Below are 13215 nucleotides of genomic sequence, written 5' to 3'. Positions count from 1 at the left end.
TAGGGAGGGTTTTTTATTAAAAATAATATTAAGGTTTTACGGGCTCAGCACAGTATGACACAAGACCAGTTGGCAGAAAAACTTTCTGTCTCTAGACAAACGATTATTTCATTAGAAAAAGAAAAGTATAATCCGTCGATTATTCTAGCATTTAAATTGGCAGACATTTTTAATTGTAAAATTGAAGATGTATTTATTTATGAGGGGGAAACTGAATGAACGAAGCTCGAAAAAATCAACTGTCATACTTATTTTTAGGTATTATTATGGTTCCATTAAGTATTTATATTAATTACCCTTATATTGCAAATGGTGATTTTCCAGTAGGTATTATGACTTTTTTCTTGGGAACAAGTTCGTTAATGATGGCATATCTATCGCCACATTTATTTCCTAAAGATGAGCGTACAAAAGAAATTATAGGTAAAAGTATGACAGTTAACTATTTCACGCTGTTTGCAACTATGACACTGCTATTTATTACAGTAGCTAAAACGCACACTGCAACAGAAGTTTTAACGATTTTATTTTGTATTATGGTAACATCCATTCCTCTAACAATGATTTTTTTCTCGAAACGGATATAGTGAAGCTGTACATATGTAAACATAATATGAGTCACATGAAACTGGGATAAGACAGTCCGATAATGAAAGGGGAAAACATAATGCAAATATTTTTCTTTATACTATTAGGGGTCATTATTACGATTCTATCAGTGATAGCATTTGCTGAGTTAGGTTTAATTCTACTGGGTGGTATTGCATTTGGCTTAATATTGTACATTACTGTTAGAGTTAGCAAAATGCCTTCTTCAAAACGGAAGGTACAGTGAGTGTATTATCTGGCGCAGTTCTCTAAGAAGAACGCGTCTATTTTTTTAACAATTTGAAAAGGGAGGGTAAAATGAGACCAAATCAAACAGGTACTAAAAGATTTTTTGAACTTTTTTTAGTAATGGCAGTCTTATTATTAGGCGGATGTTCATCGATTCAAAACGTCATTACTGAAGACGAAGCAAAGCAAAGGGTCTTGGAAAATCACATTAACCAGAATGGTCAAACGGAAATACGATCGGTTGAATTGAAAAATAATAAGTACTTTATTGAGTGGGAAATAAAAGATAACTGCGAACGCGGGGTAGACAGTGTAAATCAACACGGCAAAATTGAGATGATCGAAGCGAGTATCTGCTAATATTAAGCACCAATTAAGGGGAGGATGTATTGTCGACGGTATTCACTTTAATCATTCTTAATATTATAAGTATGATCATTATCTTTATCTATGTTGAAAATGACAGTTTAAAACCGACTAAATTAACGCTTATTTTTCTAATCTGTACATTAATTGTGTGGATATCTTTTATAGGCGGAATTTTTACCTATGTTCCAACTGAGTTTGTCGATTTACTTTGGAATGCATGCTGGATTTATTTAATATTTGCTGGGCTGGCTGCCATAATTTTTGAGGTAAAGAACAGTCGATTATATGTCATAGTTGCTTTACTGTTAACTTCTATAAATTTTATTTTCTTCAGCTTTTCGATTCCGATTGGAAATATGTAATTTTAAATAAGTATTGATTCTTTTTATACTGTCAATTCTGTTGCAGAAAGAGGTGAAGAAAATGGAGAGAGTGGCACACTATTTTTGGGCGGTTCGGATTCCGGATGAAGTCAAACAAACCATGTATGAGGAACTGAATAGAATTAAACCTGTATTCCAGTTTAAGCGATGGGTTGATTTAAATGATTATCATATAACACTTGCATTCCTTGGAGCTGTAAATCAAAAGCAACTTACATCAGTTATTGAATCAGTAGGGGAATCTATAAAGAATCAAAAAGCTTTTATGCTCGACATCAAAGGTTTGGGTGTTTTTGGAGCTGAAAAATCACCTCGTATATTTTGGGGAGCAGTAAGTGAAGCAGATGCTTTATATAAAATACAGGAAATTGTCCATCAAACTTGTCTTGCTGAAGGCTTTAAGTTAGAAACACGTCCATATCATCCACATATTACATTCGCCCGAAAATGGGGAGTTAATGAAGATTTTCTAGTAGACAACTTAAGCACGCGAAATCCTTTTAAAGAAAAGCCTTTATCTTTTAAAGTAAATGAAATCGTCTTATATAAATCAAATATAGAAAATACACCGAAATATGAACCGATTGCGTCGATTTATTTAGAAGAATGATGTTCATTTTCAAGTGTATTAGTGCGCGGGTGCGATTCTTTAGAAAGAATCAGCGCTCGTTTTTTGTTGGGGAGATTGAGATGTCTAGTGGATTCCATCGTCAACCTGAAACTTTTTTCCAATTTATCCGTATAATTTAATTAACAGAGCAAGGGGGGAATTTCATGTATGACATGCCAGGAAGTGGGGATTGGTTATTTAACTTCGGACCAATATTTCTCGCACTTATTTTTATTATCATATTTATCTCAATAATTGGGATGCTATTCAGTAGTTTCAAGCAATGGAAGAAAAATGAGAACTCACCTCGGCTAACAGTTCCGGCCATCGTAAAAGTTAAACGAACAAATGTAACGAGACATACCCATCACCATCATGAGAATAACCATCATTCGCACAGTACCTCTACAAATTACTTCATTACATTTGAGTTCGAGAGTGGTGACCGGTCGGAGTTTCATGTATCCGGGAAAGAGTACGGTATGCTAGCAGAAGGGGATATTGGCAAGTTAACTTTCCAAGGTACAAGATATCTTGATTTTAGTCGGGTGTAATTTCCGCAACTTTATAAGGCTCGCCAAAAACAGCGCGTTTCTGTAATGGAACCAGCGCTGTTTTATCTGGTTATTTGCTACCCATCATTTGAACATATAATTTGAAAAATGTATGATACTTTATACAAGTCAAATATTAGGAGTGAGAACTTGAAAAAATATATGCCATTTGTCTTGAGCCTTTTTCTATTAGCAGCATGTGAGGAGACAAATAATAGTGCAACAGCCGATCCAGACTTTGCAACTGATTCAAAGTCTAGTGAAGTAGATTCAACAAATACTCCGAGTAAGGAAGAAGCGGATTCAAATCAACCGGCAGAAGATACTTCAACTACAGAAGATTTTCAAAGTATTATTCCAAATGATTGGGATGTCGAAATGCCTACCGAATTTCCCGTTTCAGAGGGCAGCTTTTTAACTGCCATAACTAAGATTGATAATGATGTCATAACATTTAATTTCTATGAAACATCAGAAAAACTGGCGATAAACGATAAGGCCATTGAGCAAGATGGAACTTACATTGGACAAGTAACAATTACTAAATACGACTCAAAAGAATTGGCGGGCAAAGAGATTGACCAAACCGTTTTCGATAGTGGACAAGCTGTCGATTTAGGCTATGGAATTACAGGATATCAAGATGCCGGGGCGGGCTCTTTATTTACAAGCTGGAATGAAGGACGTTGGGCAATTATTGCGCGGTCCTTGACGGAAAAAGCCGAAGAGAGCTTAGCTTTAGCGAAAGAAACAGTTGAGTTTTTAGAAACGAATATGCTTCCAGTACCAAAAGATTACGGTTATTTACATGTCGATGTCGAACAATCCGGTACAATGGCGAAATGGCAAAAGGAAGAATATTTATTTGCGATGACTGATTTTGGTGAACAAACATTACCTTGGATTGTGAAATTTAAATAATATAAAGATCGAATAAGGTGGAAAATTTATATAGAAATATAAGCGAAAGAGTAAAACAGCACCCTGTTTTACTCTTTTTGCATTTTATTAACCTGATATATTTACATAGGAACTAAAACTTTATTTGACATAAACATAATAACTTTACAAAAAATGGTTGAACAAATATTGTTAATGTGTATATAATGTGATTATAGTATATACACATTATATAAAAGGTTTGTGATTATTTGGATGTTTTACTGCCATTTTATATGACAGCTTAACTGTTAAAACAAGTAATGAAGAACACGATTTTAATATGTAAAAATGAGGGATTGGCATGCAAATAATTATTTCAAACACTTCAAAAGAACCCATTTATGAACAAATTACGAATCAGATTAAATCCGCTATTTTATCAGGTGAACTTCAGGAGGGTGCAGCAATACCTTCCATGCGTAATCTGGCCAAAGAACTGCAAATTAGTGTTATCACAACGAAGCGGGCTTACGAGGAATTGGAAAAAGCGGGATTTATCTATTCCATTGTTGGAAAAGGTTCCTTTGTTGCAGAGCAAAATTTAGAAGTTATAAAAGAAAAGAAATTGAAAGTCATTGAGGAACAAATGAGCTCGGTCATCATGAATAGCAAAGAAATTGGTCTCTCGCTTGAAGAATTACAAGACTTATTAAAAATCTTATATGAGGAGTGATTTGAATGGAGAATGTTGTTGAACTTACAAATGTCTCGAAGAAATTTAAAGATTTTACTGTAAAAAATTTAAATTTAGAAGTGAAGAAAGGCTTTATAACAGGATTTATTGGAGCAAATGGTGCAGGTAAATCGACAACGATTAAAATGATGATGAATCTATTAAGACCGGATGTCGGGGAAATTAAGATTTTCGGATTGGATTACATGAAACACGAGAAGGCGATTAAAGAGCGCATTGGATTTGTTTACGATGGCAATGTGTTTTTTGAAGGGCTGAACTTAAAAGATATTAAACGCATTGTAGGCCCTGCATATAAACGCTGGGATGACGCACTATTTAATCAATACTTGGAAAAATTTGAATTACCGCTGAATAAACAAATAAAGACTTTTTCAAAAGGAATGCAAATGAAGGCATCATTGGCAATCGCATTATCCCATCATGCGGAGCTTATCATTATGGACGAGCCAACAGCAGGATTAGATCCCATTTTTAGACGAGAGCTGTTGGATCTATTACAGGAATTAATGGTGGATGGAGATCGTACCATTTTCTTCTCCACACATATTACGTCCGATTTAGACCGTATTGCAGATTATATTGCGCTTATTCAGAAGGGTGAATTACTATTCAATCAGTCTATTCTCGATGTAGTTGAAAATTATGCACTTGTTAAAGGGAGATTGGAACTTCTGGACCGAGACACTGAACAGGCATTTATTCATGTTCATCGTGCATTAACAGGATTTGAAGCATTAACGGATAATATCAAAGGAGTACAAAAAATTTTCGGAGACACCGTCGCCATTGATCAGGCCTCTCTGGAAGAGATCATGTATTACATGAAAGGAGGAATGCAGCATGTTTAATCTGATTAGGCGTGATGTAATATTACAGAAAAAACAGCTATTACTTTTTGTACCTTTTGTCATTTTCTTTATTTTCATGGAAGCAAATCCTGCTATGATTTTTCTCGTTGCCAGTATTCTGATTCCCTTTAACACATATGCTTACGATGAAAAAGTTGAAACGAACATCTTATTAAATTCCTTACCTTATACACGCTCGGAAATTATCGCATCCCGCTATATCGGTGCTGTGATCTATATGGTGTTAGCAATCGGTGTGACAAGTCTCACATTATTTGTTTTCAATAAACCTTTTACACTTACACATATTGCGATTGGTTGTAGTTTATTTTTAGTATTTGCTTCATTTACCTTCCCATTATTTTATTTATTTAAGCCAGGTTATATTTTTCCGACTGTATTGATTAGTTTTCTCCTTTTAGCAGCGGTCGGACCATCTATTGTGTTATTTTTAGCTGAACAATTGACTGTGATCAAGGATTTTATTGTTAATTTATCTAACCCTGCTTTATATACAGGCGCAACAATAATCGTCATCACAATCTATGTCGGTTCCTGGTTGGTAACAAACAGCATTTATCAGCGAAAGGCGTTTTAAATAAAGATAACACTCCATCTAGTATATAAATATATGTAGCTATTCAAAGAGCAAACTTCGCATCGTGCGGGTTTGCTTTTTCTTTTAATGAATTACTTATTTGTTTCAATAATAGTATATTTATGGTAATTTAGTAATAATTCAGTTTTTTATAATAAGGGGGAGTATCAATATGGTTTCATTTCCTAAACCAGGGGCAGAGCAGTTTTTACGTACATTTTCAATAAGGGATTTTGCGGTCAGTCCAGATGAAAAACAACTCGTTTTCAGTACAAATTTAAGCGGAAAGTATAACTTATGGGCAATGAATCTGCCAAGTACATTTCCAACACAGTTGACATTCAATAACCAGAGCTGTCAGGGTCTTTTGTATGATAAACAAGGACGATTTATCCTTGCTGGTTTTGATCACGATGGCGATGAAAATACGCAGTTCTTCGGTCTGCCTCTTCATGGTGGTACATTACAGCCAATTATTCGGGAAGAAGGAACGCGCAATACTGGAATGATTCTTTCAGAAGACGGGAATAGCCTTTATTACACTTCTTCAAAAGGAAATCCTTCTTTTTTGAATACTTATAAATATGACCTGGAAACAGGGGAGGAAGAATTGGTTTTAGAAGGTAAAGCGACACCTACATTAACAGTTGGTTTAAGCTCTAATGAAGAAACGCTCCTTTATATGACGGCGTATTCAAATACACATACACTGTTGTATGCAAAACGGGGGAATGATCATATTTTGCTGACACCGGCTACCGATTCTCAGCACACGGTTAGTGATGCATGTTTTGCAACAGATAATCTTGTTTATTTATTAACAGACTACAACGCAGATTTTACATACTTAGCATCGTATAATTTGGAAACGGATGAATTTACTAAAATTAAAGAGGTAGAGAATGAAGGCTTCACTACCCTGAAATATGACAAGCACAATCAACGCCTTTATATTGTTAGTGAAAAAGGTGTAGAAGATACAGTATATATGTATGATTTGTCATCGGATGAGTGGGAGAAAATACAAACGCCATGTAGTACGATTGATAAGCTGATTGTCACGAAAACAGGAAATTTATATTTGTTAGGCGGTACTGCTACTAAACCGGATAATATTTACCGATTTACAGAAAATGATTGGACTTCTCTTACGCAATATGCGGTTCCGGGTGTCGATCAAAGCGAATTAGTGGAGCCTGAAGTAATTACGTATACATCTTTTGATGGGCTGGCAATTGAATCACTATTCTTCAAGGCGAAAAAGGAAAATGATAACGGGGAAATCATCTTTTGGCCACATGGCGGTCCTCAAGCTGCAGAGCGAAAATTCTTCAGGGCATCGTTTCAATTCTTTTTAAATAATGGCTATAGTATATTTGCGCCAAATTTCCGTGGGTCTACAGGTTATGGATTAGCATTCACGAAAATGGTGGACGGAGATTGGGGATATGGTCCACGTCTTGATAATGTCGCAGGTCTCGATTGGCTTATTGATAACGGCTATGCAGAAAAAGGGAATATATTATTGATGGGCGGCAGCTATGGTGGCTATATGGCCTTATTACTTCACGGGCGACATGCAGAATATTTCAAAGCGGTAGTCGATATTTTTGGACCGTCGGATTTGTTTTCATTCGTCAATTCAGTTCCGGAAGACTGGAAACCGATGATGGATCAGTGGGTAGGAAATCCAGAACGAGACAAAGAAAAATTCATTGAATATTCTCCGATCACGTATTTAGAGACGATGACAAAACCAATGCTCGTTATTCAAGGAGCAAATGATCCGCGCGTTGTAAAAGAAGAGTCGGATCAAATTGTGCAGGCGTTGAAAGATAAAGGTCGTGAAGTTGAATATATGCTTCTTGAAGACGAAGGTCATGGATTCTCTAAAAAAGAAAATGAAATTGCTGTTTACCAAAAAATCCTTTCATTCTTTAGTCAATTTGCAACGTCTAAAGTGAAAGCCTAATGAATCAGCGACAACCACTATACAAGAGTGATTGTCGCTGTTTTACTTTGAAATAAGCATATCCAATAGTGATTGAAACCCTTCGTTCACGACTAGTAGCTGGTCGTTTTCTTTGACTCCAAAAATATAAAATTTATTATTATTTTCCGGGGAATAAATATAGCGGTCTTCTAACTGTCTTTCCAGTGTAGGCATACTATCCAATTGATGAACTCTTACTGCATATTTAACTTCACTTTCCTGTTTATATTCGATATCGAATATCGGCTCTTCTTTAAGAATTTTATGATCAGGTCGCTCCAACTGTACATAGGGGTACCTATACATTTCTACCATAGGAGTAAAAGCTGCATCCGATTTCGTAAAGGTTAACAATTCTTCATTTGCTTTGCGATCTATTACTGAAATAGTATCAATATGAGTCTCACTACTCATAATCCCTTTTAACACTTCATATCTACTATGCTCTTGCCAAAGGTCTAAAATAAACCAACCAGCAAAAATGACACCAATTAATGTTACCCAAAGCCATCTTTTCATAATTACCACCTTACTTAATGTACTTCTACAACTACTTCTATATAATTTAGTGAAATCCTTTAAAAGGAATAGGGGGACATTAGCTATCCCTGATATTACTTGCAAATATAAAAAGTTGAAACATTTACCAATTTTATTCGTATAGATATCTTAAGGAGGAATGAATATGACTCTAAATAATAAGTTGCGTAATGACAAAAAGAATAAATCTAGCTATGTTATTCCTGTTTTCATTGGTGGAGCAGTAGGTGCTGTTTTAGGTGTAATTGCATATGTGAAGGACTGGCTCTGAATTTTATCTAAAAGAAAATTCCTATATTTCAATAAAAATGAATGGAGGTTAAATTATGGATGCATTATCAATCCTGGTTATTGTACTCATCATTACCGGACTGGTTGTTTGTGCAATCAAAATGAGAAGTTTGAAAGATAAAATTCATGATAGTACAGCTACACCAATAATCCTTAGATGGATATTAATAACTGTTGCGTGGGGCGTATTGAGCATTTACTTAGTAGCATGGTGGCTAATGCCTCGATTGCTGTAAAATCTTCACTATATAAAAAGAGGGTAATCGAGCCCTTGTTTCGAATGATAATAAGAGGATGTATAAACGAAGGAGCTGTTTTATATGTGTGGGATTAGAAACTAAAAATAAAGAACGAGATATTTTGCTTACAAAGCATCGTCAGGAACTAATGGATACAATCGAACTTGATCTGATTAAAGACGAGAACGTGTTGGCCGTTTTTTATGGAGGATCCATAGGGAATGAGGAAACGGATTTATATTCTGATATCGATCTCCGTATTGTTGTAAAAGATGAAGTTTATGAGGAATATAGGTTGAACAAAAAGCAACGGGCCAGTAACTGGGGAAATGTACTTTTCTATGAAGACTTTCATTGGGCAAATTACAGTACGGCACATTACAGGTCATTTATAAAAGTGGACAGCTTTTATTATAAAACAGAGCATATGAAGCCATCTATCTGGACTCAAAAATTAAAAATTGTCCATGATCCAACAGGTTTGATCCATGGTGTATTAACAAAATCAGCTGGATTAACGTATAGCCCAACAATTTTAGAAATAGAGCATTGGAGAACAAAATTTTTTGCTTATCTTCATGAAGCATATAGAAGAGTGATGAGAAAAGAGATCTATTATGCACTACACAATTTAGATAATTTAAGATTATCCATGATAACCGGCTGGTATATGGAAGCAGGCATACAACCAAATACCTTTGGGGATTGGGCGAAATTAGAAGGAGATAGAAGCAAATTAAGTGAACGGCAATTATCACTGTTAATTCAATGGCACTCTAGTAGGGAACAAGAAGAAATTTTAACTGTCATGAAAAATATCATTCCAGAATTTATTCAAGTTCATAGGCAATTATGTGAGCAATACGGCGTCGACGAGAACCCCGAGTGGGTAAAAGAAATTATAGATTTGGTAATGTAATTTCAAATATAAGTCAGTGGTAATATGGCAGTAGAGAATATAAAAAACGCTCAGATTTTATAATTCCTGAGCGTTCAATCTGCCTATTCGACTAAAACCCTTACTTCGTGTTCTTGAAAATAATCCCAAAAAGCGTACCTATCCAAACGCCTACAAAAATAGTAAATGCAAAGAAGCCTAGACCCATACCTTCCCAACCACCGACAACCAATATGCTGAAGAGGATTAATCCGAAACAAAGTAGAGTCATTACAGCAGAGGTTAAAAGCAAAACTTTTTTTGAAACTTTACGGGCAATGAAAAACATCATAAATGCAAACAAAATTCCTAACAATATTAACGGAGTCCAACCGTCCAACATTAAAGCATCCACTTAATTACCTCCTATTATGTTTTCCGCGAACCAACATGACTGTTATATACTTAAAACACTTCTGTAAAAACCTTAACATAAATTTTCCAATTATTTAAGGGCATTAGGAAATTGCTGACTATTGATTACTCGAAATGTCTTATAATTAAATCCGAAGAAATCGGCTTTCGCTGGATTTCTCTCGCCCAAATGGACAGCTGACCGATGTGATGAATTTCATGCGTTATCATATGGGCGAGAATCTTTTTCTGTGTAAACTCTAATAGTGAACCGTCCCGTCGCTGTACTTCTATTATTTTGAACTCATAGTCTGAAGGGAGTTGTTCAATAAACTGTTCAGTTAACGATTGGACAAAACTCAAATATTCTTTGATTTCACTCAAATGAGTAAGGATTTAACGCCCTTCAAAAGCTACTTTTCCCTCAACTAATGAATTCAACCAAAGCAACTCACAGTCTATTATATGGATAAGTGTTTCACGAATACTTTTCATATCCCCCAATGCGCTCTTTATAAAATTCTTCTTCAGATAAAGATTCACACCATTTGAACCATTCTTCCCGTACTTGCCAATTATATTTAAATAAAGATAACATTTTGCACCTCATTCTAGTAGAATAGTAAACAAATTATAACTTAAATGGGTTTATTGGGAAATAGTGGTGAAGGTTGCATTTCAAATAAGGAGTTGAATGAATGAATAAAAATATTTTAAATAAGGTCTACATTATTTCCGGCCCTGCAGGAGTAGGGAAATCCACTACTTCAAAAGAATTGGCCAAAAAAATTAAAAACAGTGCCTATATATCTGGCGATGATATTAGCCATATGCACATAAACGGGAGAAAAAATCCGTGGGAACGATCGGAAGAAGTATTGATTTGGGATAACATATTGAGTTTGACAAAGAACTTTATTAAGCACGGCATAGACGTCATCATTGACTATGTAACCTTTCCTAAAGAGGCAGACTGGGTTAGCAAAAATCTAAAAAGTTTAAATGTCGAGGTTATTTATATTGTTTTATGGACGGATAAGGAGACTTTATTGACCAGGGATAATATGAGGATGCCAGGCGCTAGAATGGGCGAACGATGTGTGATTTTAGTTGATGAGTTCATTGAATCAGGATTAAATGAACAACACATTTTGGATACAAGCAATAATTCCCCTGATGAAATTTCATTTTTGATTAATGAAACGATAAGTAATGAAAAATATAAATTAGAATCGTAAAAGTAGATAAAAGTAGGTGTGATAATTTGAAAAAATTTAATGTCTCCATAGAAACGGATCGACTCTTAATAAGACCCCTTGAGAAAGAAGACTACCTATCGTGGTTATCCGCTTTTGAAAATAGATTACCATCCCAACATCAATATGATGAAGGTAAGATTGATATGAGCATTTGTACAAAAGATTGGTTTGGAGATTTGGTAGATCGACATCAAAGGCTTGCTTCAGATGATAAAGTTTATGTATTTGGGATTTTCCGAAAAGAGGACCTTGCGCATATTGGTTCAGTAGATTTTTCCACAATGTTAAGGGATGAATTTCAATGGGCAAGATTTGGTTATACCATCCACAACCAATATTGGTTGCAAGGATATGGCAAGGAAGCTGTAAAGGCTGCGATAACACTTGCCTTTAATAAACTGAATTACCATCGGATTGAAGCACATATAAATCTGGATAACTTCCCTTCGATTAAATTAGCAGAAAGTGTTGGACTGCAATTTGAATGTATAAGAAAAGGCTTTATTTATGAATTTGACGAGTGGACTGATCATCTCATTTACTATATAAACTCGTAGTAAAAGAAGTAACTGGAGTGAGTGCATGAAAAAAAGTAAAACAGTCGTAGCCATATTGTTCTTAATTGTTGCTTTAGGTGCTAGCAGTTATATCTACTTCAACCAGCAAGTAGCTTTTGAACAATTTTTTAAATTTGATGAGGATTATGCAAAAACAAAAGACGGTGATATAACAATTTATAGGGCACAGGAAGTTTTGTTTGATACAGAAGCCGTTCTTGACCGGATAGAACCGACAAAACAGTTGGCACAAGACATTTTTAAAATGGACTTTAAGACACATAATTCGCTGCCTATTTTCGTTACACTACCTGGATATAAAGGTCACGAAAAGATGGGGGCAAACACTGGAGTATATATAGATAATATGGGGATAATCTTCATAAATGGGGAAAATGCGCAGTTTTCATCGTATACAGCTGTCCATGAATATAGTCATTTTTTATTTGATTTATACTTAAGCGAGAATGGCATTTCGATTCAGGAAATACCTGCATGGTTCACCGAGGGAATAGCGGAATACTTTTCGTTTAAAATCGAACAGGCTTTGCCAACTTTTTATACATATTACTTCAATACTTTCCCATTTGATAAATTACATGAAATTAACAGTGGGAATGTCAATACAATCTACCTTCAAGGCTTTTATGCCATTTTTGATTTAATTGAATCATATGATGAAGATGTCATAACTCAAATTATCTCATCTTATAAGACGTCGGGTGATTTTTCAGCAGCTTTTGAAGAAGTAACGGATGAAAACTATGCCGAGTACCATGATAACTTTCGCTTAAATAAAAATAAAATCGATCTATTGGCCGATCAACTTTCAGAGCCGGAAAAGGTACTCGAAACGGGTGAACAACTATTGGCTAATCAAGCGAGCATTAACCCATATTCTCCATTTATTTTGCCATACCTCGTTTCCGCTGCAATTGAGTTAAATGAAATAAGTTTGGCGAAAACGTATTTGGATTCACTTGACCAACTATTGTTTAACCCCAATGATTATTTATATTTTGCGGTACAATTTCAAGAAGCAGGCGAACATTCAATAGCTGCCAAACTGATTGAAAAAGGTCGTTATTTTGGAAAAGCCTATCATTATGATCTGGAGTTATATGAAAGGGAGGCTGAAAAGATACTTACATCAGAAGAGCTATAGTTAGAGATTAAATAAAACTATCTAGTCGGCAAGAATGTGGGG

General features: G+C 35.1%; 21 protein-coding genes. 17 read left to right on the top strand and 4 right to left on the bottom strand.

The window, feature by feature from the left end; all coding sequences use genetic code 11:
- The first annotated feature begins 15 nt into the window (after positions 1–15).
- From MKY27_RS09520 to MKY27_RS09470, 11 genes are all read left to right on the top strand, one after another.
- On the top strand, positions 16–219 hold the full coding sequence (locus tag MKY27_RS09520) for a helix-turn-helix transcriptional regulator (RefSeq protein WP_339176605.1): 204 nt from the start codon (positions 16–18) through the stop codon (positions 217–219).
- Entirely contained in the window at positions 216–587 is a 372-nt protein-coding gene (locus tag MKY27_RS09515) for a hypothetical protein (protein WP_339171407.1), read from the top strand. The genes MKY27_RS09520 and MKY27_RS09515 overlap by 4 nt, the downstream gene beginning before the upstream one ends.
- 319 nt (positions 588–906) lie before the next feature.
- The gene (locus MKY27_RS09510; protein WP_339194639.1) at positions 907–1197 is read left to right on the top strand and encodes a hypothetical protein; all 291 of its coding nucleotides are present in this window, start codon (positions 907–909) and stop codon (positions 1195–1197) included.
- 29 nt (positions 1198–1226) lie between these two features.
- On the top strand, positions 1227–1568 hold the full coding sequence (locus MKY27_RS09505; RefSeq protein ID WP_339194635.1) for a hypothetical protein: 342 nt from the start codon (positions 1227–1229) through the stop codon (positions 1566–1568).
- Positions 1569–1629: 61 nt separating this feature from the next.
- On the top strand, positions 1630–2199 hold the full coding sequence (gene thpR / locus MKY27_RS09500; RefSeq protein ID WP_339194633.1) for an RNA 2',3'-cyclic phosphodiesterase: 570 nt from the start codon (positions 1630–1632) through the stop codon (positions 2197–2199).
- A gap of 164 nt (positions 2200–2363) precedes the next feature.
- On the top strand, positions 2364–2753 hold the full coding sequence (locus tag MKY27_RS09495; protein ID WP_339194630.1) for a DUF2500 domain-containing protein: 390 nt from the start codon (positions 2364–2366) through the stop codon (positions 2751–2753).
- Positions 2754–2903: 150 nt separating this feature from the next.
- Positions 2904–3674, top strand: a complete 771-nt coding sequence (locus MKY27_RS09490) for a hypothetical protein (RefSeq protein ID WP_339194628.1) — start codon at positions 2904–2906, stop codon at positions 3672–3674.
- 322 nt (positions 3675–3996) lie between these two features.
- A complete protein-coding gene (locus MKY27_RS09485; RefSeq protein WP_339171394.1) occupies positions 3997–4368 on the top strand; it encodes a GntR family transcriptional regulator in 372 nt (123 codons plus the stop codon).
- Positions 4369–4373: 5 nt separating this feature from the next.
- Positions 4374–5240, top strand: a complete 867-nt coding sequence (locus tag MKY27_RS09480; protein ID WP_339194626.1) for an ABC transporter ATP-binding protein — start codon at positions 4374–4376, stop codon at positions 5238–5240.
- A complete protein-coding gene (locus tag MKY27_RS09475) occupies positions 5233–5838 on the top strand; it encodes an ABC-2 transporter permease (RefSeq protein ID WP_339194624.1) in 606 nt (201 codons plus the stop codon). Before MKY27_RS09480 ends, MKY27_RS09475 begins: the two co-directional genes overlap by 8 nt.
- A gap of 172 nt (positions 5839–6010) precedes the next feature.
- A complete protein-coding gene (locus tag MKY27_RS09470; RefSeq protein ID WP_339194621.1) occupies positions 6011–7810 on the top strand; it encodes a prolyl oligopeptidase family serine peptidase in 1800 nt (599 codons plus the stop codon).
- A gap of 42 nt (positions 7811–7852) precedes the next feature.
- Here the strand turns inward: MKY27_RS09470 and MKY27_RS09465 are convergent, their stop codons facing one another.
- Positions 7853–8350 (bottom strand): histone acetyltransferase, encoded by a 498-nt coding sequence (locus MKY27_RS09465; RefSeq protein WP_339194617.1) that lies wholly within the window; start codon positions 8348–8350, stop codon positions 7853–7855.
- 166 nt (positions 8351–8516) lie between these two features.
- Here MKY27_RS09465 and MKY27_RS09460 point away from each other — a divergent pair, with 166 nt between their 5' ends.
- The 3 genes from MKY27_RS09460 (at position 8517) to MKY27_RS09450 (ending at position 9820) form a co-directional block, all read left to right on the top strand.
- Positions 8517–8642: a hypothetical protein gene (locus tag MKY27_RS09460; RefSeq protein WP_339194615.1), complete on the top strand. Its 126-nt coding sequence runs from the start codon at positions 8517–8519 to the stop codon at positions 8640–8642.
- A 55-nt stretch (positions 8643–8697) separates the two neighbouring features.
- Positions 8698–8898 (top strand): phosphate starvation-inducible protein PhoH, encoded by a 201-nt coding sequence (locus MKY27_RS09455; RefSeq protein ID WP_339194613.1) that lies wholly within the window; start codon positions 8698–8700, stop codon positions 8896–8898.
- Between the two features lie 88 nt (positions 8899–8986).
- Positions 8987–9820 carry a hypothetical protein gene (locus tag MKY27_RS09450; protein WP_339194612.1) on the top strand — a complete coding sequence of 278 codons (834 nt, stop codon included), beginning with the start codon at positions 8987–8989 and terminating at the stop codon, positions 9818–9820.
- 100 nt (positions 9821–9920) lie between these two features.
- Here the strand turns inward: MKY27_RS09450 and MKY27_RS09445 are convergent, their stop codons facing one another.
- The 3 genes from MKY27_RS09445 to MKY27_RS09435 all read right to left on the bottom strand — a co-directional run bounded on the left by MKY27_RS09445 (position 9921) and on the right by MKY27_RS09435 (position 10790).
- On the bottom strand, positions 9921–10193 hold the full coding sequence (locus tag MKY27_RS09445) for a YesK family protein (protein ID WP_339171377.1): 273 nt from the start codon (positions 10191–10193) through the stop codon (positions 9921–9923).
- Between the two features lie 125 nt (positions 10194–10318).
- Positions 10319–10555, bottom strand: a complete 237-nt coding sequence (locus MKY27_RS09440; protein WP_339194611.1) for a DinB family protein — start codon at positions 10553–10555, stop codon at positions 10319–10321.
- A 115-nt stretch (positions 10556–10670) separates the two neighbouring features.
- The gene (locus MKY27_RS09435; RefSeq protein WP_339194607.1) at positions 10671–10790 is read right to left on the bottom strand and encodes a DinB family protein; all 120 of its coding nucleotides are present in this window, start codon (positions 10788–10790) and stop codon (positions 10671–10673) included.
- Between the two features lie 100 nt (positions 10791–10890).
- Between MKY27_RS09435 and MKY27_RS09430 the strand changes: the two genes are divergently transcribed.
- From MKY27_RS09430 to MKY27_RS09420, 3 genes are read left to right on the top strand one after another with little or no spacing between them, the layout of a single operon-like run.
- A complete protein-coding gene (locus MKY27_RS09430; RefSeq protein ID WP_339194604.1) occupies positions 10891–11430 on the top strand; it encodes an AAA family ATPase in 540 nt (179 codons plus the stop codon).
- Between the two features lie 26 nt (positions 11431–11456).
- Positions 11457–12008: a GNAT family protein gene (locus MKY27_RS09425; RefSeq protein ID WP_339194602.1), complete on the top strand. Its 552-nt coding sequence runs from the start codon at positions 11457–11459 to the stop codon at positions 12006–12008.
- A gap of 25 nt (positions 12009–12033) precedes the next feature.
- Positions 12034–13173 (top strand): collagenase, encoded by a 1140-nt coding sequence (locus MKY27_RS09420; RefSeq protein ID WP_339194599.1) that lies wholly within the window; start codon positions 12034–12036, stop codon positions 13171–13173.
- Positions 13174–13215: the final 42 nt, after the last annotated feature.

Source organism: Solibacillus sp. FSL R5-0449, assembly GCF_037975215.1.
Taxonomy (GTDB): Bacteria; Bacillota; Bacilli; order Bacillales_A; family Planococcaceae; genus Solibacillus.
The sequence above is the reverse complement of the archived record's forward strand: the minus strand, read 5'-3'. Positions and strand labels throughout refer to the sequence as shown.

Coding starts and splice junctions, on each gene's coding strand:
- MKY27_RS09495 (WP_339194630.1), top strand. CDS start 2,364: ATGTATGACATGCCAGGAAGTGGGGATTGGTTATTTAACTTCGGACCA.
- MKY27_RS09460 (WP_339194615.1), top strand. CDS start 8,517: ATGACTCTAAATAATAAGTTGCGTAATGACAAAAAGAATAAATCTAGC.
- MKY27_RS09510 (WP_339194639.1), top strand. CDS start 907: ATGAGACCAAATCAAACAGGTACTAAAAGATTTTTTGAACTTTTTTTA.
- MKY27_RS09455 (WP_339194613.1), top strand. CDS start 8,698: ATGGATGCATTATCAATCCTGGTTATTGTACTCATCATTACCGGACTG.
- MKY27_RS09515 (WP_339171407.1), top strand. CDS start 216: ATGAACGAAGCTCGAAAAAATCAACTGTCATACTTATTTTTAGGTATT.
- MKY27_RS09430 (WP_339194604.1), top strand. CDS start 10,891: ATGAATAAAAATATTTTAAATAAGGTCTACATTATTTCCGGCCCTGCA.
- MKY27_RS09480 (WP_339194626.1), top strand. CDS start 4,374: ATGGAGAATGTTGTTGAACTTACAAATGTCTCGAAGAAATTTAAAGAT.
- MKY27_RS09475 (WP_339194624.1), top strand. CDS start 5,233: ATGTTTAATCTGATTAGGCGTGATGTAATATTACAGAAAAAACAGCTA.
- MKY27_RS09435 (WP_339194607.1), bottom strand. CDS start 10,790: ATGTTATCTTTATTTAAATATAATTGGCAAGTACGGGAAGAATGGTTC.
- MKY27_RS09470 (WP_339194621.1), top strand. CDS start 6,011: ATGGTTTCATTTCCTAAACCAGGGGCAGAGCAGTTTTTACGTACATTT.
- thpR (WP_339194633.1), top strand. CDS start 1,630: ATGGAGAGAGTGGCACACTATTTTTGGGCGGTTCGGATTCCGGATGAA.
- MKY27_RS09420 (WP_339194599.1), top strand. CDS start 12,034: ATGAAAAAAAGTAAAACAGTCGTAGCCATATTGTTCTTAATTGTTGCT.
- MKY27_RS09465 (WP_339194617.1), bottom strand. CDS start 8,350: ATGAAAAGATGGCTTTGGGTAACATTAATTGGTGTCATTTTTGCTGGT.
- MKY27_RS09485 (WP_339171394.1), top strand. CDS start 3,997: ATGCAAATAATTATTTCAAACACTTCAAAAGAACCCATTTATGAACAA.